Here is a 20,074-nt window from a genome sequence, read left to right on the forward strand (position 1 = left end):
CTGGGCTCAGGTGTAATTCTGCGGGCTCAGCTTGCGCTCGATCAGCTCGATGAGGATGTGCAGGGTCTTGATGTGCAGTTCCTGCACGCGGTCTGCGAAGTCGCCGCCCGGGGCGCAGATGCACACGTCGGCCAGGCTTTCCAGCAGCGAGCCGGGTTTGCCGGTCAGGGCGATCACCTTCACACCCAGCGTCTTGGCGGCTTCGGCGGCCTTGACCACGTTGGGGCTCTTGCCGCTGGTGCTGATGGCGATCAGCACGTCACCTTCGCGACCATGCGACTCGATGTAACGCGAGAAGATGAAGTCGTAGCCGAAGTCGTTGGCCACACAGCTGATGTGGCTTGGGTCGCTGATCGACACGGCGGCGATGCCGGGACGGCTCTTGCGGTAGCGCCCGGTCAGCTCCTCGGCAAAGTGCATGGCGTCGCACATCGAGCCGCCATTGCCGCAGGAAAAGGCCTTGCCCTTGTGCTCGAAGCTCTCGACCAGCAACTCGGCGGCCTTCTGGATATTGCGCAGGGTCTGTTCGTTGGCGAGGAAGGCCTCCAGCGCGCGCTGGGCTTCCTGCAGGCTGTTGCGGATATGTTCGATCATCGCGTCTCAGAACCTCAAGGGAGTTCAGGGCTGGAATAGAAGGCGGTCAGCACTTTCACCAGGTGCTCCAGGTCGTGGCTGCCGGCCAGTTCGCGAATCGAGTGCATGGCGAAGGTGGGCAGGCCGATGTCGACCGTGCGCACGCCCAGCTGGCTGGCGGTGATCGGGCCGATGGTGGAGCCGCAGGCCATGTCGCTGCGCACCACGAAGCTTTGCACCGGTACTTCGTTTTCCAGGCACAGGTGGCGGAAGAAACCGGCGGTCTCGCTGTTGGTGGCGTAGCGCTGGTTGCTGTTGATCTTGATCACCGGGCCGGCGTTGAGCTTGGGGCCGTGGTTGCCATCGTGCTTGTCGGCATAGTTCGGGTGTACGCCGTGGGCATTGTCGGCCGACACCAGCAGCGAGCGCTGGATGGTGCGGACGAAGGCGTCGCCGTCTGGCAGCACGCGGCGCAGCACCTGCTCGAGGAAGGGACCGTCGGCGCCGCAGGCCGAGCAGGAGCCGACTTCTTCATGGTCGGTGCAGACCAGCACACAGGTTTCCTCGTCGTCCGCGTCGATCAGCGCCTGCAGGCCGGCGTAGCAGGACAGCAGATTGTCCAGGCGGGCGCTGGCGATGAAGTCCTGGTTGAGGCCGACGATGGCAGCGCTCTGGGTATCATAGAAGCTCAGCTCGTAATCCAGCACCGCGTCCGGGTTGAAGTCGTGCTCCATGGCCAGTTGCTCGGCGAGCAGGGCGCGGAAATCGGCGGTTTCGCTGCTGGCGAGCTGGGCCAGGATCGGCGGCAGCTCGTTCTGCGGGTTGATCGCCCAGCCCTGGTTGGCCTCACGATTGAGGTGAATGGCCAGGCTTGGGATCACGGCGATGGGCTGGTAGAAATCGATCAACTGGCTCTCGACCTTGCCGTCGCGGCGGTAGGTCACGCGGCCGGCCAGCGACAGGTCGCGGTCGAACCAGGGGGCGAGCAGGGCGCCGCCGTAGACTTCCACGCCGAGCTGGAAGAAGCCCTGGCGCTGCAGCTCCGGGTTTGGCTTGACGCGCAGGCATGGGCTGTCGGTATGCGCGCCCACCAGGCGAATGCCGCCATCTACGGCCGGACGCTTACCCAGCTTGAAGGCGATGATCGAGGAGTCGTTGCGGGTCACGTAATAGCGGCCGCCAGCTTCGGTGTGCCAGGTCGCGCGCTCGTCCAGGTGACGATAACCGGCGGCTTCCAGGCGCATGGCCAGGCTGGTGGTGGCATGGAAAGGGGTCGGCGAGGCGTTGAGAAAATCGAGCAGGCCTTGAATCAGTTCTTCGCGCATGTATCACTCCGGACAGCGATGGCGCAGTGTAACCGTTTTGCCTGTTCTTGGCAGAGCGGCGCATGCATGGCCCGGATAGAGAACGGCAATATTGCGTGAGGGACGGCAGTATCAGATGACGAGTGCCCGGAACAAAAAAACGGATACCGACAGAGCCCCGATCTGCCGGTATCCGTACGCTGCAAATCAGAATTTGTAGGTGGCCGATAGGCTGAACACGTCACCCTTGGCTTTCACTTCACCATCCATGCTGGCGCCGCCCAGGCGATCCTGGTTGACGGTGCGCAGCCGCGCCTTGTCGACGAACTGGTGGGAGTAGGCCGCGTCGATGCTCAGGTTCGGCTCGGTGGCGAAGCGGTAGCTGCCACCGAAAGAGACGAAGGTGCGATCGCCATCGGGAATCCGCGCGTCACGGGTGGAGTTGCGGGTTGGCGTCTGATCCAGGGCCACGCCGGCACGCAGGGTGAGCTGCTCGGTGACGCGATAATCGCCGCCGATCGAGTACATCCAGGTGTCCTTGTAGTCGTAGGGAATGACTACCAGGGTGTTGCCGTTGGATTCGAGCTTGAGTTCCTTGAACGATGACCATTGCGTCCAAGTAACGCTGGCACCCAACGAGAAGCGGTCGTTGAACTCATGGACCCAGTCCAGCGTGGCGCTGGCAGGTACATCCAGACGGGACTTGGCATCGGCGCCGTCCGGGTTCAGGTTCAGGCCGGGGAAGGCCAGTTCGATGGCGGTCGCATCGCCGAAGACCGGAGGAAACAGCGGGTTGGTCATCAGATCATAGGAATATTGATCCGCATGGATGTTGTAGTCCCCTTCGAGCTTGTTGCGAATGCGGGCGTGATAGTTGAGGCCCAGCGTGTCGCGCTCGGTAGGTTTCCATGCGACACCGGCAAACCAGCCGAAGGAGGTGTTGTCCACCTTCACCCGGATCAGCGCATCGCTGATACCTGGTGGCAGGCCCAGCGGTAGCTGGGACGATGGCGTGCCGGCAGCAGCCAGCAGATCGAGGTTCTGGCTGATGAAGCCCTTGGTGTGCTGGACGATGACGCCACCGCCGACGGCAAAGGCATCGTTGACCTTGAAGGACAGGGAGCCGGTGAGGCCGACAGTCTCGATCTTGGTATCCACCGCGAAGTCCTGACCTTTCCAGTCACCATCCCAGGTGGTTTGCGCGCCCATGGGCACCACCTGGCTCAGGCCGAAGCTCAATCGGTCGTTGATCGGCATGACCAGAAAGCTGGTGGGCAGTGCCTTGCCGAAACCACCCTGACCGCCATCGTTGGTGATGGGACCGTTATCGATGATGTTGCCGGTCGGGTTACCGGCCGGGTCAAATTCCAGGTCGCGATCCGAGCGCGGGTCGCCCTGATGGTCGTAGACGTTGCCTTTGTACTTCAGGCTGACCCGTGCATGGTGCACGGACACCTGAGCGACGTTATGGTCGATGAATGCCATGGCGGCAGGGTTGTTGAACGCAGCGCTGGGATCGTTCTTCCACATAGAACCGCCAGCAAATGCACGGCCCCAGCCTGGTGTGCCGTAGGTCGGAACACCGAATGCGCCCGCCTGAACCTGAGAAGCGGCCAACATGGAACCTGCCATGGCGGCAATCCAGATAGTTCGGTGTGTTTTGGCAGAGAGAATATTATTTTTATTGCGCATGGCTGATCTCTTTTGTCTGAGAACTTCATTACTTCCAATAACCCGCGTCGTTATTGAACGATTCAATTCGGACGCGGGTTATTACTACGTGCAACTATTCAGTTGACCGAAATGGCCGGCGCCTGAACGTTCAGAGAACGAATGTTGCAGTTGCCTGCCAGTGCCTGTGCGGAGGTGACGCGCAGGGTGCTATTGGAGTTGGTCCATTGCACGTTGATGGTGGTCGGGCCTGCGCAGTTGGAGGCCGGGATCAGGGGCGGGGCACCGGCGATGGTGAAGCCGACGCCGGATACGGTACCGAGCCAGGTTTCGCCACCGTCGGTGGTGGTGCTTGGAGTCAGTGTCCATGGCAGGCCGGTGATGGTCGGCAGGGCACACAGGCCGCTACCACTGACGGTCACGGTGTTGATGTTGGCGCTAGCCCCGCCGGCGTTGATGGTGCCGTTGAAGACGACGCTGCAGTTCACCGTTGCGCCAAAGGACGAGGGCCCCGAAACGCCGATGGTGCCAGTTGCGGTGAACGGAGAGCTACCCGTGATGGTGGCCGCCGAGGCCATACCGGAAATACCCAGGCCGATTGCCAGGGCACCGATGACACTAACCAGTTTGTTGTTTTTCATTGTTTCCTCACTAACAGATTGTTGTTGTATGTATGGCTGTTACGAGATGCACAACAAAACACAGACCTATCTCTTCCAGCCCGAACTTTCCGAACAGTCCCGAGTGTTTTTTCAGGCAGGCGCTCGGGATACAGCTAACTTCATGCAGGTGTCGTCATATGCATGCAGTTGACTGTTTTGCAGGCGAAGCAAAAGTTCGCCGAATCGCGGTGAAACGTCCTTATTTCTTGCCGGGTGTAATGGCTGAAGAAATAGAGTGGGAGGCCACAACATGCCGAGGCGTGATGTGATTGCGCCCAGACAGAAAGCAGGAGCGGATGAAGAGTTGCCTAGCGAGCAGTTCCATCTGGTTCAAGCTCCCCGTTATGTGTTGGCAGGACCATTCGAGTTGAGCGATATGCAGACCGTGCGGTGCAATCGGCGGGCTCGTTGTCTGCCTCTAAGGTAATCTTCCGTGGCGAAAGAAAACCCCAGCCAAGGATGGGTAGGACTGCTGACCGATCGATCAGCTGTGAGTAACCGGGAAGAAGCTACACACCGCCTGTCGCCGATCCATACCAATGGATGGGGGCGGTGTGCTCAGTTTGCGACTCGTACGTAACCGGGCTCGAGCCCGAAGACTTCCAGCCCATCAGGCATCGAGCGTCCGGCCTCGACTTCGACCACGCTGACGGGATGCTCGGGGGCGCTGCGGTAGTCGAGCAGCCACTTGTCTCCGGCTCGACGCATTGCGGCGCTGGGCACCACGAGCGCGTCGGGATTGTGATAGGTGAGGATGCTCAGCTTGGCGCTCATGCCCAGCCTGACCTGGCGCATCTGCGCTTCATCCAGTTCCGGGATGCTCACCACGACTTCGAACTGAGAGCTGCCGCCGGGCACGCTACCGCCGAGGGCCTGGCCGCCCACCACCATGACCTTGCCTTGCAGGTGCTGGCCATCGAAACCGTCGCCGGTAACGTCGACCGGCTGGCCTTCTTTCAACTGGTTGACGTCCAGTTCGGCGACTCGGGCAATGACGCGCAGCCCCTCGATACTGGCGAGGCCGAACAGGGGCTGGCCCTGGCTGACTCGGCTGCCTGTCTGCACCGGGCCCTTGGCTGCCTCTTCGGCGCTTATGCCGGGGGCCTGCACGACGATGCCGGAGAACGGCGCGAGGATATCTCCTGAGGCCAACTGTCGGCTCAGGGCTGAGTGCTTGACCTCGGCATTGGCCAGCTCCATCTCGGCGATCTGCCGGTACTCGCCGCGGCCGCGCTCAAGCACGGCTTGCAGCTCTGCCTCCGCGGCCTGCAGGTCGAGGCGCTGCAGCTGCGTCTGTCGTTCCAGCTCTTCCAGTTCGTTGCGGGCAACGATGCCTCGCTCATGCAGGGAGCGTGTGTCCTTGAGTTTCTGTTCGTTGCCGTCCAGGCCCATCTGCACGCTGCGCAGGGCACGCCGTGCCCGGCTTACCTCCTGTCCCGCCTCCCAGTCCTGAAGTTCGCGCACCGTACGACGGGCCTTGAGCAGCGTGGAGAGGGCATCACGTACCTGCACCTCCAGCTCGCTGGCATCCATGCTGAGCAAACGCTCGCCCTTGATGACCCGTTGCCCGGGTTCGACGAAGTTGTTGGCGATGTTGCCGCCAAACGGAGCGCTGATGCTGATGGTGCGCGCTGGTTCGATGCGGCCGACCAGGCCGATGCGATGCTCCAGGTTGCTCGGCTGCACGGCCAGCCACTGCCCGGATGGCGGTTCGGCGGTGGCGCGTGGCTGCATCTGGAACGACAGCGCTGCGATGCCCGCCAGCAGTGCGAGTCCGGTGATCATCGGGCGCGGTAGGCGCCAGTGTTTGCGCTTAGTGGTCATTGAGAATGATGTCCCAGCTTTCCAGCGTCATGCCCAGGGTCAGGTCCAGCTGCGTCTGCGCGTTGAGGTAGGCGATCACGGTGTTGAGACGAGCGTTCTCGGCGTTCTGCAGGTCGCTCTCGAAGCTCAGCACCTGAAAGTTGCTGGAGCGCCCAGCGGCCAGCTTGTCCCGTTCGATCGCCAGCTTGCGCTTGGACAGTTCCACACCACGCTGGGCGATTTCGTACTGGCGCCAGCGGGTGCTTACATCCCGTATGACATCCTTGACGTTGCGGATCAGTGCCTGCCGGGCATCGGCCAACTGCAGTTGCTGATCTTCGACGTTGATCCGGGCATGTACTTCCCCCTGGCGTCTGCTCAGATCGCCGATGGGGATGTCGAGCCGTATGCCGGCATAGCTGTCCCAGCTGCGATCTGCGCCATTGCCATAGGTCGAGCCGTAGCGATCTCTGGCCTGATTGGCGCCGACTTCGAGCGACAGATCCCAGAGGCTCTGGTTCTTGGCGACCAGCAGGTTGATGTCCGCTTGCTGGCGCATGATCAACTGGCGCAGAAAGTCGGGTTGCTGTCGCTCGGCCAGACTGATGGCCTGGCCGGGGTCGATCTCGATCGCTTCAGCGTGCAGGGCATCGGTTGCCCGCACTGGCGAAGAGAGATCCAGCGCGAGCAGGCGCAGCAGCTCCAGGCGGCTGCTGTCGACCAGATTGGCCGCTTCCTCGACGCCCAGCTCCTGGCTGGCCAGGCTGGCTTCGGTCTGCACCACCTCGAACTCCGCCATCCGCCCAGCCTCGATCATCGCCTGGTTGACGCTCAACAGCTCCTGCGAACGCTGCAGGGCGGCCCTGGCGATGTCCAGCTGCTCCTGGGCGCGCAGCAGCTCGCGGTAAGCGAAGATGATCGCCGCGACGGTCTGCGAGATACCGGCCTTGAGGCCGAGCCTGTTGGCCTCTTCGGTCAGTTGCGCGAGTTGCAGTGGCGCGGTGGTGACGTCGCGCCCGCCGCCACGCAGTAGCGGCTGGATGATGCTGAAGTCGACGCCGTCGTTGCGGCGCCAGCCCGCCTGGTTGGCTTGCGTGTGGTACTTGCTCCAGCCGAGGCTGACCACGGTGCCGTATTCTCCCAGCAAGGTCGCTGTGGCGCCGAACTGACCCGCACGCTGGCTATCGGCATGCCCCCGCGAGGCTCGGTAGCTGTTGGAGAGATACAGTTTGGGGTTGAACGCGTCCTCCGATACCCGCAGGTCGAACTTGTCGGCGATGCGCCAGAGGTAGGCGCTCTTGATCGAGCGGTTGTTGCGCAGCCCGAGAAACACCGCGTCGACCAGCGACAGGTCGGCCATCTGTTCACTGAGCAGTTCAGCTGGCGCCGGGTCGGGCATGCTGGGTGCCGAAGGGCGCAAGGGCTCTTCCCGCCACGCCTGTGCTGGTGCGCTGAGGGTAACGATGAGGAACGCGCCGAGCGCCAGTCGCCTATTCATCGCGCAGCGCCTCTACCGGTTGCAGGCGTGACGCGGCGATGGCCGGATGCAGACCGAAGAACAGGCCGACCAGTACCGTACTGCCGATGCCCAGGGGCAGCGCGCCGGGTGCCAGAAAGAATGCCCAGCCAGACAGCTGCGCATAGCCCCAGCCTCCCAGCATGCCGAGAACGGCGCCCAGCAGTGCACCAACGCTGGTCAAGGCCACGGCCTCGACCAGGAACAGGTTGCGGATATCTCTGCGCCGTGCGCCCAGGGCCAGGCGCACGCCGATCTCCCGGCGGCGTTCGCTGACGTTCATCAGCATCACGTTCATCACGCCTACGCCACCACCTATCAGCGAGACGACGCCGAGCGCTGCCAGCAGGTAGGTGAAGGTTCGGGTCTGCTGTTGCATGCCCTCGAGGATCTGCTGCGCGAAGATCAGGGTAACCGGAGCATCCCCAGCGATGCGCTGGGTGAGAGCCTGGCGCAATTGCTCGCCGGCCTGGATGACTTCTTCGGCGCTGTTGGCGCGGGCCACAACGTGGCTGATCTGTGGCACGGGGTTGATGCGCGTCATGCCCTCCATGGGGATGAACAGCGTTTCGTTGGCATTGAACGGCAGGAGCATGCCGGGGGCACCTTCCTGGAGAATGCCGACGACCCTGAACTGATAGGACTGCAGGCGTAACTGATCACCCGGTTGCAGCGGATCGTCCGGCAGGCTCAGGGTCTGTGCCAGCGAGGCGCCGATGACCGCATAGGCTTCCTTGCGGTCGAACCCCGACAGCGACCGGCCGCTGGCGATATCCAGACGCGCGGCCTCGAACAGTGCCGGGTCGGCGCCGATGATGTTGGCGTTGCCGATCCGTCCGTGGAAGATCGCCGGTGCGCCATAGGTCATCACCGGAGACAGGCTGGCGACGGCCGGGGTTTGTCGACCCAGCGCTTCCACGCTCAGACGCAGGGGCAGGCCGTCGCGCCCGGTGGGTTGTGGTGGCAGCTGCAGCACCAGGGTATCGCTGCCCAGGTTGCGGAAGATCGCTATCGATTGCGCGGCGGCATTGCCGCCGATGTTGAGCAGGGCCACCACCGAGCAACTGCCCATGACGATGCCCAGCAGGGCCAGCAAGGAGCGCCGACCGAGCATGCGCAGGCTGTTCAGCGCCTCGACCAGTATCTGTGCGGCGCTCGGCCCGGTACTCAACGGCATGGCCGGGCTCATGCTGCGCCGGCCTCGCGCAGCAGTCCCTGGTGCACCTCGACCTGGCGCGCCAGGCGGTTGGCGATCAGCGGGTCATGCGTGACCACGATCAGCGTCACGCCTTGCTCGCGGTTGAGCTCGAGCAGCAACGCCATGATCTCCTGGGCTGTGCTGGCATCGAGATTACCGGTCGGTTCGTCGGCGAGGATCAGTGCAGGCTTGCCGACCAGCGCGCGGGCGATGGCGACGCGTTGGCGCTGCCCACCGGACAGGCTGGCGGGGCGATGCTCGCTGCGTTCGACCAGGCCGACCCTGGCGAGCATGGCGTGCGCCTGTTCGCGCGCCTGGCGCGGCGCGATGCCGCGATAGGTCAGGGGCAAGGCGACGTTGTCCAGTGCGCTGAGGCGGGGAAGCAGGTTGAAGCTCTGGAAGACGAAACCGATCAGCTGGTTACGCAGGGCGGCCAACTGGTCCGGGCTGGCCTGGGCGACCTCGATGCCATTGAGGCGGTAGTTGCCGGTATCGGGCAGGTCGAGCAGGCCGAGCACGTTGAGCAGGGTGCTCTTGCCCGAACCGGAGCTGCCGAGGACGGCGCAGCTCTCCCCGCTGGCGATCCGCAGGCAGACGTCGTCGAGGATATGCAGCGTTTTGTCGGCAAGCCGGTAGTGCTTGCCAATGTGCTGCAACTGGATGAGCTGTTCTTCGTTATTGTTTTCGAGCATCCCGATGCCACTGCCTGCGTCCATGTCGATGAACCACTGAGCATCGCCTTGTCAGGCACTTCACGGAGCCGACGCCATAGGGCTCTGTTCCGGGAAATCAGAGGGCGGTCGTCTTTCTGAAAGCGGTCGCAACAGGACCATGCCCGATAGCAGGATTGGCAGCGCTGGCTTGTCTGTAAAGCCAACTTTCTTCTGGTTCGCGCAGGCAGTGTTACCGATGCTCACACCTTCCATGTCGGGTGGCTGAGCGTGCCGAAACGGGAGATGGATGAGGGCAGGCATCGGGCTGCCCTCGGCGCAGGCGACAGATCAGAACGGAGCGGGGCACTCGAAACGCATGCGCTCACCGGTTTGCGGGTGGGTGAGGGCGAGCATGCTGGCGTGCAGGCACAGGCGCTCATGGGCGGCCAGGGCCTGTTCGTGAGCGTAGAGGCGGTCGCCCAGCAGTGGATGGCCGATGGACAGCATATGCACGCGCAACTGGTGCGAGCGCCCGGTGATGGGCGTGAGCTCGACCCGGCACCAGTCGCCGCAGCGCTCGATGACGCGCCAGTGGGTCAGGGCGTGTTTGCCCAGTTCGTGATCGACCACGTGGCGTGGTTTGGTCGGCGGGTCGTAGCGCAGCGGCAGGTCGATGCTGCCGCTGTCGGCCTGCGGCTGGCCCCAGCACAGGGCGGTGTAGGCCTTCTCGGTTTCACGGTCGTGGAACTGGCGCGACAGCTCGCGGTGGCTGTCGGCATCGCGGGCCAGGACGATGATGCCGGAGGTTTCCCAGTCCAGCCGATGGACGATGCGCGCCTCGGGGTAGCCGTTTTCCTGCAGGCGGGTGACCAGGCAATCCTTGTTGTCATCGGCGCGGCCCGGCACCGACAGCAGCAGGGTGGGCTTGTTGATCACCAACAAGGCGGCGTCCTGGTGGAGAATTTCGATCTGGCTTAGCGGCATGGGGCGTTCGCAACGGTCTGGTAGGAGCGAGCTCTGCTCGCGAAAAATGCAGGTCACCGATATTCGCGAGCAGAGCTCGCTCCTACGGGCTATCGATGGCTACAAACGAACACGGCGGCCGAAGCCGCCGTGAGCGCAACTGGACTCGATTAACGATCCGGCAGAGTGATGTTCAACTCCAGAATCGAGCAGCTGCCCTGGTTTTCCAGTGCAACCTGTACCTGGTCAGAGTCGATGTTGACGTACTTGCGGATCACTTCCACCAGTTCCTGCTGCAGGGCCGGCAGGTAGTCCGGCTGGCTGCGCTGGCCACGTTCGTGGGCAACGATGATCTGCAGGCGCTCCTTGGCGATGGATGCGGTGGTTTCCTTCTTGCGCGAGCGCAAGAAGTCAAAAATATTCATTCTCGACCTCCAAACAGGCGCTGCAGGAAGCCCTGCTTCTTCACATCCAGGAAGCGGTGCGCGACTTCCTTGCCAAGCAGGCGATCAACAGCGTCGCTGTAGGCCTGGCCGGCATCGCTTTGGTCATCGAGGATGACCGGGATGCCCTGGTTGGACGCCTTGAGCACGGCCTGGGATTCGGGGATCACGCCGAGCAGGCGGATGGCGAGGATTTCCTCGACGTCTTCGACGCCGAGCATTTCGCCCTTGGTGACGCGCTCGGGGTTGTAACGGGTCAGCAGCAGGTGTTCCTTGATCGGGTCTTCGCCTTTCTCGGCGCGGCGCGATTTGCTCGCCAGTAGGCCGAGCATGCGGTCGGAGTCACGTACCGAGGACACTTCCGGGTTGGTCACGACGATGGCTTCGTCGGCGAAATACATCGCCAGGTGTGCACCCTTCTCGATACCAGCAGGCGAGTCGCAGACCACATATTCGAAATTTTGCGACAGCTCATTGATGACTTTCTCGACGCCTTCGAGGGTCAGTGCGTCCTTGTCACGGGTCTGGCTGGCGGCCAGCACGTAGAGGTTCTCGAGACGCTTGTCCTTGATCAGGGCCTGAGTGAGGGTGGCTTCGCCGTTGACCACGTTGACGAAGTCGTACACCACGCGGCGTTCGCAGCCCATGATCAGGTCGAGGTTACGCAGGCCGACGTCGAAGTCGACGATGACAGTCTTGTGCCCGCGCAGGGCGAGGCCGGTACCGATGGCGGCGCTGGTGGTGGTTTTACCGACGCCACCCTTGCCGGAAGTGACTACGAGGATCTTGGCCAAGGTGATTCACCCTAAAAATGAATAAAACGCGGGAATCCGTCAGCCAATCGAGGCTTCCAGATGCCTTTTTGTGTCCGTAAAAAAGTGGCCGCAGTATCCGTTAAAGGCGGGTGATGTTCAACACATCACCCGACAGGCTGACATGTACCGCATCGCCCCACAGCGGGTCACGGCGCAGGTCTTCGGCGACCTTGTAATGGCCGGCAATCGACAGCATTTCGGCGCCCATTTGCTGACAGAAAATCCGTGCCTTGGTGTTGCCTTTGATGCCCGCCAGGGCGCGGCCACGCATGGGCGCGTAAACATGGATGTTGCCATCGGCGAGAAGTTCCGCCCCGGCGCTGACCGCTGCCAGGACGATCAGGTCGCCACCCTGGGCATAGATCTGCTGGCCGCCGCGCACTGGTGTGGTGACGACCCGGGCGGGCTTGTGCTCGGGCTCGGCGGGTTTTACCTCGACCTTCTTCGGCGGCGCCGGGTCGATAGGCCGCTCGCGCGCGCCGGACGGCGGCAGCACGGGCAGATCCATGGCTTCGGCGGCAGCCACATCACTTTCGCGTACGGCGCGGATGGCCAGGGTGCGCAGGCCATGGCGGCGACACAAAGCCATCAGTTGGGCCAGGTCCAGTTCACCTTCGCCTTCCGGCAGTTTGTCCAGGGCCAGCACCAGCGGCGTGTTGCTGAAGAAGGCCGGGGCCTGGGCGACTTTTTCCGTCAGTTGCGCGTCGAGGCGTTCGAGATCGTTGTGCGCCAGTTCCATCACGGTGATGGCGAGCATGCTGCCCTTGAGCTGGAATACGGGGTCTTGGGCGAGGAGGTCGGCTTGGCTCATGGTGGTGCGATGGGCCTTCTGGCGAGTCGAAAGATGCCGGACTTATAACGAGATAGCCCGCATGCCGCAAGCCGCCTGAGCAGACGAGTCCGACCGGAGGCGAAGCTGTCCCGCCGCTGGGCGGTCGCCGTGACCAGCATGGCTCGCAGCGAAGCCGCCGAGCGAGGGGGAAAACTGCGTTAGAATGCGCGGCTTTGTATGTGATCGGAAACGCCTCATGGATCGCCCCCGCTTTCGCGCCTATTTTCTTCATCCGCGCTTCTGGCCACTGTGGCTGGGCTTCGGATTGCTGTGGCTGGTGGTGCAACTGCCTTACGGCCTGCAACTGAAACTGGGGCGGGCACTGGGCTGGCTGATGTACCGCACGGCAAGCTCGCGCCGGCAGATCGCTGCGCGCAATCTGGAGCTTTGCTTCCCCGACAAGAGCGCTGCCGAGCGCGAGCGCCTGCTCAAGGAGAATTTCGCCTCCACCGGTATTGCCTTCTTCGAAATGGCCATGAGCTGGTGGTGGCCCAAGGCGCGCCTGGCTCGCCTGGCGCATGTCGAGGGCCTCGAGCATCTGCAGCGGGCGCAGGCCGAGGGGCAGGGCGTGATCCTCATGGCCGTGCATTTCACCACCCTGGAGATTGGCGCCGCTCTGCTCGGTCAGTTGCACACCATCGACGGCATGTACCGCGAGCACGACAACCCGCTGTTCGACTACATCCAGCGCCGTGGCCGCGAACGCCACAACCTCGATGCCACCGCTATCGAGCGTGAGGATATTCGAGCGATGCTCAAGGTGCTGCGTGCCGGTCGCGCCATCTGGTACGCGCCGGATCAGGACTATGGGCGCAAGCAGAGCATCTTCGTGCCGTTGTTCGGTATCCAGGCGGCGACGGTTACCGCCACCACCAAGTTCGCTCGCCTGGGCAAGGCGCGTGTGGTGCCGTTCACCCAGCAGCGTTTGGCCGACGGCAGCGGTTATCGCCTGGTGATCCATCCGCCGCTTGAAGGCTTCCCGGGTGACAGCGAAGAGGCCGATTGCCTGCGCATCAATCAGTGGATCGAGCAAGTGGTGAGCGCCTGCCCGGAGCAGTACCTGTGGGCGCACCGTCGCTTCAAGACGCGTCCCGAGGGCGAGCCGAAGCTGTACGGAAAGCGCGCGTAGCCCATCTATACTGCAACGAAAAACAGGATCGCCCGATGACCGTGATTGCCAGTCCCGATGCGCCCGTGACCGGGCTGATCCTCTCCGGCGGCGGGGCGCGGGCGGCCTATCAGGTCGGGGTGCTGGCAGCCATTGCCGATCTGCTGCCGGATGCCTCGCACAATCCCTTTCCGGTGATAGTCGGCACTTCGGCCGGGGCGATCAACGCCGTTGGCCTGGCCTGCGGCGCGTTGCAGTTCGGCGAAGCCGTGCGGCGCCTGACCTCTGTCTGGCAGGGCTTTCACACCCATATGGTGTACCGCAGCGACTGGCCGGGCGTGCTGCGCCAGGCGGCGCGTTTCGTCGGTCACAGCCTGCTTGGCCTGGGGCGCGATGTTCCGGTGGCCTTGCTCGACAGTTCGCCATTGCGCGAGTTGCTGGAGCGCGAGCTGGACCTCTCCGGTATCGCGGCTGCCGTGCGTCATCGACAGTTGCGGGCCGTGGCGGTGACGGCCTTCGGCTATGAAAGCGGTCAGGCGATGACCTTCTATCAGGGCCGCGCGACCATCGACCCCTGGTTTCGCCACCGTCGTGTCGGGGTGCCGACGCGGCTGCGCCTCGAACACTTGCTGGCCAGTGCGTCGATTCCGCTGATATTCCCGCCGGTGAAGATCAACCGCGAATACTTCGGCGACGGCGCGGTACGCCAGGCGGCGCCGATCAGCCCGGCCTTGCACCTGGGGGCCAGTCGCGTGCTGGTGATTGGCGTGAGTGGCAATGCACAGAGCAATGCCTCGGCCCCTGTGCCGGTCACCCCGGCCAATCGCCCGCCGAGCCTGGCGCAGATCGGCGGGCATATGCTCAACAGCACCTTTATCGACAATCTGGAGACGGACATCGAGCAGCTCGAACGGCTCAACCAGATGAGCGCACTGGTGCCGCCGGAGCGGCGTCCGCGTGGCTTGGGTTTGAACCCGGTGGACGTGCTGGTGATCGCGCCGAGCCAGCCGCTGGATCAGATCGCCGCGCGTCATCAGCGCGAGCTGCCCAGGGCGCTGCGTCTGTTTCTGCGTGGTCCTGGGGCAACCAAAGCCGGTGGAGCGGGGGTGCTCAGCTACCTGCTGTTCGAGCCCGGCTATTGCAGTGAACTGATCGAGTTGGGTTATCAGGATGCGATGGCGCGCAAGGCCGACCTCTGCCGTTTTCTCGGGTTGGCCGAGGTCGCCCATTCCGCTTGATGCACGTCAGGCCAGCACACCATCACGAAAATCGCGCATGGCCTGCTCGATTTCCTCGCGGCTGTTCATCACGAACGGTCCGTACTGGACGATGGGTTCGTTCAGTGGTGTGCCGGCGATCAGCAATACCCGCGCACCATGGGTGCTGGCCAGGTGCAGCTCACCCTCGTCGGATAGCCGCACCAGACGCCCGGCGCTGACCGGTTGTGTACTGGCCTCGGGCAGCTCGAGCAGGCCTTGGTAAACGTACAGCATGACCCGCTGACCATCGGCCAGGCGCGGTGAAACCTGACTGCCGGCCGGCAGGTTCAGGTCGAACAGCTGAGGCTGGGTATGTGGCCGCTGCACGGCGCCGGCCTGGCGGATCTCGCCGTCATCGAATTCACCAGCGATCACCACCACCTCGGCGCCGGACGCCGTGTTGATGCGCGGGATGTCGGTGGCTGGAATATCGCGGTAGCCCGCTTCACCCAACTTGTCCTTGGCTGGCAGGTTGAGCCACAGTTGGAAGCCGCGCATGGCGCCGGACTCCTGCTCGGGCATCTCGCTGTGGATGATGCCGCGCGCAGCCGTCATCCATTGCACGCCGCCGCTGCCGAGCAGGCCGACGTTGCCCAGATGGTCTTCATGGCGCATGCGCCCTTCGAGCATGTAGGTGATGGTTTCGAAACCACGATGCGGGTGCGGCGGGAAGCCGGCGATGTAGTCGTCGGGGTTGTCGGTGGAAAACTCGTCGAGCATCAGGAAGGGGTCGAAGCGTTCCAGGCCCGGTCCGCCGATCACGCGGTTGAGGCGCACACCGGCGCCGTCCGAGGCGGGTTGGCCAGGCTGGATGCTGATGACGCGGCGTTGCGAGGTCATGGCGGCTCCTTGAAAGGTAGGAATGACGCCATGCTAGTCGCATTTAATCGATGTTTGTGTGGAAAATTTGCGGGCCATGCATCGATAAATTCGATGCATGGCCGAGGGCTCAGTCGGCAATCTTCAGCTTGCGCGACTCGTTGTAGAAGTAGCGGATCTTCTCGTACTCGAACGGCGAGTTGAGTTGGCCATAGCGGAAGCCGGTATTGGCGCGGGTGTCGACGATGCGCAGTGCGGTGATGCCGGGATTGCTGCGACTGGCGTCGGCCACATCGAGGTAATTGACCGCGTTCTCCAGGCTGTAGTCCGCCACCAGCCCGCCGGTGTCGCGCAGGTTCGATGGTCCGAGCAGTGGCAGCATCAGGTAAGGCCCTGCGGGTACGCCGTAGTAGCCCAGGGTTTGGCCGAAGTCTTCGCTCAATCGGGGTAGGCCCATCTTCGTCGCCGGGTCCCAGATACCGCCGACACCGAGGATGGTATTGAACAGCAACCGCGCGGTGCTGTTCATCGCCCGCTTGCCCTTGAGCTGCAGCACGCTGTTGGCCAGCGTGGGAATCTCGCCGAGGTTGTTGAAGAAGTTGTGCACGCCGGTTTGCACCAGGTTCGGTGTGACGTAGCGATAGCCGTCGACCACGGGCAGGAATACCCATTGATCGAAGCGGTAGTTGAAGTGGTAGACGCGGCGGTTCCACGACTCCAGCGGGTCATAGACCTGCAGGGCGTCACTGGAGGCGCGTTCGAACTCCTGCTGATCCAGTCCTGGGTTGAACTGCAGGTTCTGCAGCGGGTTGGTGAAACCGTCTGCGTCGACCTGGCTTTCGGCCAGTGTCTGCCCGCTGGCCAGCAGCAGGGCAAAGATGAGAGTGCTGTGCTTAACCACGGAAGAACTCCAGCATGGCGTCACTGTTGACGCGATAGTTGAGGTTGCCGCAGTGCCCGCCACGCGGGTAAAGGGTCAGGCGGTCGCCGAAAGTGCGGCGCAGGAAGCCGATGTCGCCCGGGCCGAGGATCAGGTCGTCGGCATTGTGCATCACCGAGACCTTGTCGCTGCCTTTGAGGTAGTCCTCCAGGGCGTAGAGGCTGCTCTTGTCGATCAACTGGTTGAGGCTGCCGCCGTCATAACGCGCACGCCACATGGGCATCAACTGTTCGGCGATGTAGCAGTCGAAGTCGCAGCGCAGGGCCATCTGGAAGAATGGCGTGAGGCTGGTGCTCTCGGTGATGCGGTAGTCGCGCGGAGTGATCAGGCCGCGGCGGTTGAGCAGGTCCGAAGTGAAGACGATATCGGCAGACGAGAAGCGGAACGAGGTGCCGATCAGCATTGCCATCTGCTCGTCGGAGAGTTTTTCCTTGGATTGCTGGAAGTCGTAGAGCATGGCCTCGTTGATATCGAGGTAGCCCTTGTCGTTGAAGTAGCGAGTCAGCTTGCCCAGCACCAAATCATAGAAATTGGTGCTGTTGTCGATGCCTTGCACCTTGGTCTGCACCAGCTTGTCCAGGTTGCTGACAGAGGTGTAGAGGTTGACCGGCGGGTTGAGCAGCAGCACGCGTTTGAAATCGAAGGCACGCCGGGTTTCGTCCAACTGGCTGACGAAGGCGGCATGCAGCGCCCCCAGGCTGTAGCCGGTCAGCAGGAACTCGCTGACCTCCAGCTTTGGATGCTGGGCACGCACGGCCTGCATGGCGCGGTACAGATCGTCGGCATCATCCGGGCTGTAGCCTGGCGTGGCCGAGCGCGAGGCAGCGGCCATGAAGTCGTAGCTGGTCGGTGACGACAGCTGTACGACATGGAAGCCAGCGCCGTAGAACAGCTTCTTCAGGTATTCGGTGGTGCCGCTGGCATAGTGCGCGCCGGTGCCGGAGATGATGAAAATCAGCGGCGCACGACCGTTCTGCTGGGCCAGGCGGTAACGCAGCTTGGTCACCGGCCAGAAGTTGTCCAGCAATTCAAACTCACGATCCGGGCGCAGGCGTACCGAGTAGTCGCGTTGCCGGATGTCGCCATCGGCCGGCAGCGTCGGGCGCAGCTCCGGCGGCGTGGTGGCGATGGTCGCCTCGAAAGGGTTGGCCAGTGGGTAGCCGTAGCTTTCGGCATCCACGTCGGCGGCCATCGCGGAGGCACAGAAGACCAGGCCGCCGAGCAAGGCGGCGAGTCGGGCAAGGCTGGGCATGTATTAAGTCCCTTTGAATAAGAGAACGTCTGGGTTGAGCAGCTGGCTTATGACAGCAGCAAGCGGGGCAAAGTGCCAGACTATCCTGCCTTATCTCAAGGAAACATGCGTAGCCGCAACAAGAGGCGCGCCGACTGACTCCAGGCTTTTTCAATCAGGCGTGGTGGTGCAGCCAGGCATGCTTTGGGCGCTCTGCCGCAGGCTGACGACGGCGTTCGAAACGCTGCCAGACCTTCTCGTGAAAGTAGAAGCCCACCGAGTTGCACAGGGGCTCGATGGCCGCCACCATGCCGCTGGCTGCGACACTGCCAGTCAGGGCGTAGGTGACGCCGAAGGCGATGCAGAAGTGCATGATGGTGAAGGTCAGGGTCTTGAGCATGATGCACCTCGTTGAGAATCATTTCGTCATGTAAGAGAGGCTAGTCCTGTTCGTCAGTGTCGGGAAATGTGGCCTTTGCATGGTCTCGATAGTGTTGGTCAATTGATTTCTGTTCTTAGAGAGTCTCTTTCTATTTATTTTGCCTCGGGGTGTCTGCGTTAAGGTGGCGCTCTCTTTCGGTGGAGTTGGGCGATGCAGATTAGTGATATTCCCTTCGGCGTAACGGACTGGGCTGCTATACCAGCGACCGAGCATCCGGGTGAGCGAGGCGTGGCACGTTGGCGTACTTGCCAGTTCGGTGCGCTGCGTGTGCGCATGGTCGAGTATTCGCCGGGCTACCTGGCCGACCACTGGTGCCGAAAAGGGCATGTGCTGTTGTGTCTGGAGGGAGAGCTGACCACCGAGCTTGAGGATGGCCGGGTATTCGTGCTCAAGCCTGGTATGAGTTATCAGGTGGCGGATGGGGCCGAGGCTCATCGTTCATCGACGATGTCTGGCGCACGCCTGTTCGTGGTGGACTGAGCCGCAATGCTTTGGCGCATGGCTGCCGATGCCCTGGTGCTGGTGCACCTGGGTTTCATCCTGTTCGTGCTACTGGGTGGCTTGTTGCTGCTGCGCTGGCCGCGTCTGATCTGGCTGCATATACCTGCAGTGGTCTGGGGCATCGTGGTGGAGTGTTTGCATCTGGGTTGTCCGCTGACGCCCTGGGAAAACCAGTTACGCCGCGCGGCCGGGCAGGCTGGCTATGACGGCGGCTTTATCGAGCATTACCTGATACCGCTGATCTATCCGGCCGGGCTCACGCCAAAGATCCAGCTCTATCTGGGCGCGATCGTGGTGTTGGTCAACCTGAGCGTATACGGCTGGCTGATCTGGCGCTGGCGCAACAAGGCTTGATCGCGATTTGCCCTGCCTATTCATAAGTCTGATGAAGGCGCGGGTGCTTTATTGCCTTCGCTACACTGCCAATCATTGCAACCAAACATTGAAGGCAGGGCTGCTATGCAAAACCGCATGATGATCACTGGCGCGGGCTCCGGCCTGGGACGCGAAATTGCCCTGCGTTGGGCACGCGAGGGCTGGCGACTGGCGCTGGCCGACGTCAACGAGGCCGGCCTGGCGGAAACATTGAAACTGGTCCGTGAGGCTGGCGGTGATGGCTTCACCCGACGCTGCGACGTGCGTGACTACAGCCAGCTGACCGCTCTGGCGCAGGCCTGCGAGGAGCAGTTCGGTGGTATCGACATCATCGTCAACAACGCCGGTGTCGCCTCTGGCGGCTTTTTCAGCGAGCTGTCGCTGGAGGACTGGGACTGGCAGATCTCGATCAATCTGATGGGCGTGGTCAAGGGTTGCAAGGCATTCCTGCCGCTGCTGGAAAAGAGTAAGGGCAAGATCGTCAACATCGCCTCGATGGCGGCCCTGATGCAGGGGCCGGGCATGAGCAACTACAACGTCGCCAAGGCCGGTGTGGTGGCGCTGTCGGAAAGTCTGCTGGTAGAGCTGCGTCAACTGGAGATCGGCGTGCACGTGGTCTGCCCATCCTTCTTCCAGACCAACCTGCTGGACTCCTTCCGTGGCCCTACTCCGGCGATGAAGGCCCAGGTCGGCAAGCTGCTGGAAAGCTCGCCGATCAGCGCAGCAGATATCGCTACTTACATTCATGACGAAGTGGCCAAGGGCAGCTTCCTGATTCTGCCGCATGAGATGGGCCGTATGGCCTGGGCACTGAAGCAGAAGAATCCGCAGGCGCTGTACGACGAGATGGCCAGCATGGCCGAAAAAATGCGCGGCAAGGTCAAATCGATCAGCTGACCATGGAGTCAGCTATTTTCGCCGGCAGGCTTGCCTGGTGTGACCTCCGGGGGTAGGGTGGCCGCCCCG

General features: G+C 62.7%; 21 protein-coding genes. 5 read left to right on the forward strand and 16 right to left on the reverse strand.

Annotated elements, in window-relative coordinates; all coding sequences use genetic code 11:
• Window positions 1-6 precede the first annotated feature (6 nt).
• The 12 genes from lpcA to minC all read right to left on the reverse strand — a co-directional run bounded on the left by lpcA (window position 7) and on the right by minC (window position 12,412).
• A complete protein-coding gene (gene lpcA / locus BLT86_RS00325; RefSeq protein ID WP_092374123.1) occupies window positions 7-594 on the reverse strand; it encodes a D-sedoheptulose 7-phosphate isomerase in 588 nt (195 codons plus the stop codon).
• A 14-nt stretch (window positions 595-608) separates the two neighbouring features.
• Complete coding sequence (locus tag BLT86_RS00330; RefSeq protein ID WP_017678002.1) at window positions 609-1,898, reverse strand: M18 family aminopeptidase; 1,290 nt, start codon at window positions 1,896-1,898, stop codon at window positions 609-611.
• Window positions 1,899-2,084: 186 nt separating this feature from the next.
• Window positions 2,085-3,509 (reverse strand): outer membrane protein transport protein, encoded by a 1,425-nt coding sequence (locus BLT86_RS00335; protein WP_092374126.1) that lies wholly within the window; start codon window positions 3,507-3,509, stop codon window positions 2,085-2,087.
• 158 nt (window positions 3,510-3,667) lie between these two features.
• Window positions 3,668-4,189 (reverse strand): alkane oxidation protein activator PraB, encoded by a 522-nt coding sequence (gene praB, locus BLT86_RS00340; protein WP_021488298.1) that lies wholly within the window; start codon window positions 4,187-4,189, stop codon window positions 3,668-3,670.
• A 579-nt stretch (window positions 4,190-4,768) separates the two neighbouring features.
• Entirely contained in the window at window positions 4,769-6,034 is a 1,266-nt protein-coding gene (locus BLT86_RS00345; RefSeq protein WP_092374129.1) for an efflux RND transporter periplasmic adaptor subunit, read from the reverse strand.
• A complete protein-coding gene (locus tag BLT86_RS00350) occupies window positions 6,024-7,511 on the reverse strand; it encodes a TolC family protein (protein ID WP_231976571.1) in 1,488 nt (495 codons plus the stop codon). Before BLT86_RS00350 ends, BLT86_RS00345 begins: the two co-directional genes overlap by 11 nt.
• Window positions 7,504-8,706 carry an ABC transporter permease gene (locus BLT86_RS00355; RefSeq protein ID WP_021488301.1) on the reverse strand — a complete coding sequence of 401 codons (1,203 nt, stop codon included), beginning with the start codon at window positions 8,704-8,706 and terminating at the stop codon, window positions 7,504-7,506. Before BLT86_RS00355 ends, BLT86_RS00350 begins: the two co-directional genes overlap by 8 nt.
• A gap of 8 nt (window positions 8,707-8,714) precedes the next feature.
• Window positions 8,715-9,419: an ABC transporter ATP-binding protein gene (locus BLT86_RS00360; RefSeq protein WP_031306440.1), complete on the reverse strand. Its 705-nt coding sequence runs from the start codon at window positions 9,417-9,419 to the stop codon at window positions 8,715-8,717.
• Window positions 9,420-9,728: 309 nt separating this feature from the next.
• On the reverse strand, window positions 9,729-10,364 hold the full coding sequence (locus BLT86_RS00365) for an RluA family pseudouridine synthase (protein ID WP_017677995.1): 636 nt from the start codon (window positions 10,362-10,364) through the stop codon (window positions 9,729-9,731).
• Between the two features lie 149 nt (window positions 10,365-10,513).
• On the reverse strand, window positions 10,514-10,768 hold the full coding sequence (minE, locus tag BLT86_RS00370) for a cell division topological specificity factor MinE (RefSeq protein WP_069517044.1): 255 nt from the start codon (window positions 10,766-10,768) through the stop codon (window positions 10,514-10,516).
• Entirely contained in the window at window positions 10,765-11,580 is an 816-nt protein-coding gene (gene minD, locus BLT86_RS00375; RefSeq protein WP_084341516.1) for a septum site-determining protein MinD, read from the reverse strand. The genes minE and minD overlap by 4 nt, the downstream gene beginning before the upstream one ends.
• Before the next feature lie 100 nt (window positions 11,581-11,680).
• Window positions 11,681-12,412 carry a septum site-determining protein MinC gene (gene minC / locus BLT86_RS00380; RefSeq protein ID WP_092374135.1) on the reverse strand — a complete coding sequence of 244 codons (732 nt, stop codon included), beginning with the start codon at window positions 12,410-12,412 and terminating at the stop codon, window positions 11,681-11,683.
• 217 nt (window positions 12,413-12,629) lie between these two features.
• Here minC and BLT86_RS00385 point away from each other — a divergent pair, with 217 nt between their 5' ends.
• On the forward strand, window positions 12,630-13,562 hold the full coding sequence (locus BLT86_RS00385; RefSeq protein WP_092374138.1) for a lipid A biosynthesis lauroyl acyltransferase: 933 nt from the start codon (window positions 12,630-12,632) through the stop codon (window positions 13,560-13,562).
• A 35-nt stretch (window positions 13,563-13,597) separates the two neighbouring features.
• A complete protein-coding gene (locus BLT86_RS00390) occupies window positions 13,598-14,779 on the forward strand; it encodes a patatin-like phospholipase family protein (RefSeq protein WP_092374141.1) in 1,182 nt (393 codons plus the stop codon).
• 6 nt (window positions 14,780-14,785) lie between these two features.
• On the opposite strand, the gene BLT86_RS00395 is transcribed toward BLT86_RS00390, so the two are convergent.
• The 4 genes from BLT86_RS00395 to BLT86_RS00410 form a co-directional block, all read right to left on the reverse strand.
• A complete protein-coding gene (locus tag BLT86_RS00395) occupies window positions 14,786-15,640 on the reverse strand; it encodes a pirin family protein (RefSeq protein WP_017677990.1) in 855 nt (284 codons plus the stop codon).
• A gap of 109 nt (window positions 15,641-15,749) precedes the next feature.
• On the reverse strand, window positions 15,750-16,499 hold the full coding sequence (locus BLT86_RS00400; RefSeq protein WP_231976629.1) for an MlaA family lipoprotein: 750 nt from the start codon (window positions 16,497-16,499) through the stop codon (window positions 15,750-15,752).
• Between the two features lie 13 nt (window positions 16,500-16,512).
• Entirely contained in the window at window positions 16,513-17,811 is a 1,299-nt protein-coding gene (locus BLT86_RS00405) for an alpha/beta fold hydrolase family protein (protein ID WP_017677988.1), read from the reverse strand.
• A gap of 154 nt (window positions 17,812-17,965) precedes the next feature.
• A complete protein-coding gene (locus tag BLT86_RS00410) occupies window positions 17,966-18,190 on the reverse strand; it encodes a DUF2061 domain-containing protein (protein WP_017677987.1) in 225 nt (74 codons plus the stop codon).
• A 192-nt stretch (window positions 18,191-18,382) separates the two neighbouring features.
• On the opposite strand from BLT86_RS00410, the gene BLT86_RS00415 reads away from it, so the two are divergent.
• The 3 genes from BLT86_RS00415 to BLT86_RS00425 all read left to right on the forward strand — a co-directional run bounded on the left by BLT86_RS00415 (window position 18,383) and on the right by BLT86_RS00425 (window position 20,005).
• The gene (locus BLT86_RS00415; RefSeq protein ID WP_017677986.1) at window positions 18,383-18,712 is read left to right on the forward strand and encodes a DHCW motif cupin fold protein; all 330 of its coding nucleotides are present in this window, start codon (window positions 18,383-18,385) and stop codon (window positions 18,710-18,712) included.
• Between the two features lie 6 nt (window positions 18,713-18,718).
• On the forward strand, window positions 18,719-19,087 hold the full coding sequence (locus BLT86_RS00420; RefSeq protein ID WP_017677985.1) for a DUF2784 domain-containing protein: 369 nt from the start codon (window positions 18,719-18,721) through the stop codon (window positions 19,085-19,087).
• A 105-nt stretch (window positions 19,088-19,192) separates the two neighbouring features.
• Complete coding sequence (locus BLT86_RS00425; RefSeq protein WP_017677984.1) at window positions 19,193-20,005, forward strand: SDR family oxidoreductase; 813 nt, start codon at window positions 19,193-19,195, stop codon at window positions 20,003-20,005.
• Window positions 20,006-20,074 lie beyond the last annotated feature (69 nt).

The sequence above is a fragment of the Pseudomonas sihuiensis genome, from assembly GCF_900106015.1.
In the GTDB taxonomy this organism is placed as follows: Bacteria; Pseudomonadota; Gammaproteobacteria; order Pseudomonadales; family Pseudomonadaceae; genus Aquipseudomonas; species Aquipseudomonas sihuiensis.

Coding starts and splice junctions, on each gene's coding strand:
- BLT86_RS00330 (WP_017678002.1), bottom strand. CDS start 1,898: ATGCGCGAAGAACTGATTCAAGGCCTGCTCGATTTTCTCAACGCCTCG.
- BLT86_RS00355 (WP_021488301.1), bottom strand. CDS start 8,706: ATGCCGTTGAGTACCGGGCCGAGCGCCGCACAGATACTGGTCGAGGCG.
- BLT86_RS00420 (WP_017677985.1), top strand. CDS start 18,719: ATGCTTTGGCGCATGGCTGCCGATGCCCTGGTGCTGGTGCACCTGGGT.
- BLT86_RS00405 (WP_017677988.1), bottom strand. CDS start 17,811: ATGCCCAGCCTTGCCCGACTCGCCGCCTTGCTCGGCGGCCTGGTCTTC.
- BLT86_RS00410 (WP_017677987.1), bottom strand. CDS start 18,190: ATGCTCAAGACCCTGACCTTCACCATCATGCACTTCTGCATCGCCTTC.
- lpcA (WP_092374123.1), bottom strand. CDS start 594: ATGATCGAACATATCCGCAACAGCCTGCAGGAAGCCCAGCGCGCGCTG.
- BLT86_RS00350 (WP_231976571.1), bottom strand. CDS start 7,511: ATGAATAGGCGACTGGCGCTCGGCGCGTTCCTCATCGTTACCCTCAGC.
- BLT86_RS00415 (WP_017677986.1), top strand. CDS start 18,383: ATGCAGATTAGTGATATTCCCTTCGGCGTAACGGACTGGGCTGCTATA.
- BLT86_RS00385 (WP_092374138.1), top strand. CDS start 12,630: ATGGATCGCCCCCGCTTTCGCGCCTATTTTCTTCATCCGCGCTTCTGG.
- minC (WP_092374135.1), bottom strand. CDS start 12,412: ATGAGCCAAGCCGACCTCCTCGCCCAAGACCCCGTATTCCAGCTCAAG.
- BLT86_RS00365 (WP_017677995.1), bottom strand. CDS start 10,364: ATGCCGCTAAGCCAGATCGAAATTCTCCACCAGGACGCCGCCTTGTTG.
- BLT86_RS00345 (WP_092374129.1), bottom strand. CDS start 6,034: ATGACCACTAAGCGCAAACACTGGCGCCTACCGCGCCCGATGATCACC.
- praB (WP_021488298.1), bottom strand. CDS start 4,189: ATGAAAAACAACAAACTGGTTAGTGTCATCGGTGCCCTGGCAATCGGC.
- BLT86_RS00390 (WP_092374141.1), top strand. CDS start 13,598: ATGACCGTGATTGCCAGTCCCGATGCGCCCGTGACCGGGCTGATCCTC.
- BLT86_RS00360 (WP_031306440.1), bottom strand. CDS start 9,419: ATGCTCGAAAACAATAACGAAGAACAGCTCATCCAGTTGCAGCACATT.
- minE (WP_069517044.1), bottom strand. CDS start 10,768: ATGAATATTTTTGACTTCTTGCGCTCGCGCAAGAAGGAAACCACCGCA.
- BLT86_RS00425 (WP_017677984.1), top strand. CDS start 19,193: ATGCAAAACCGCATGATGATCACTGGCGCGGGCTCCGGCCTGGGACGC.
- BLT86_RS00335 (WP_092374126.1), bottom strand. CDS start 3,509: ATGGCAGGTTCCATGTTGGCCGCTTCTCAGGTTCAGGCGGGCGCATTC.
- BLT86_RS00395 (WP_017677990.1), bottom strand. CDS start 15,640: ATGACCTCGCAACGCCGCGTCATCAGCATCCAGCCTGGCCAACCCGCC.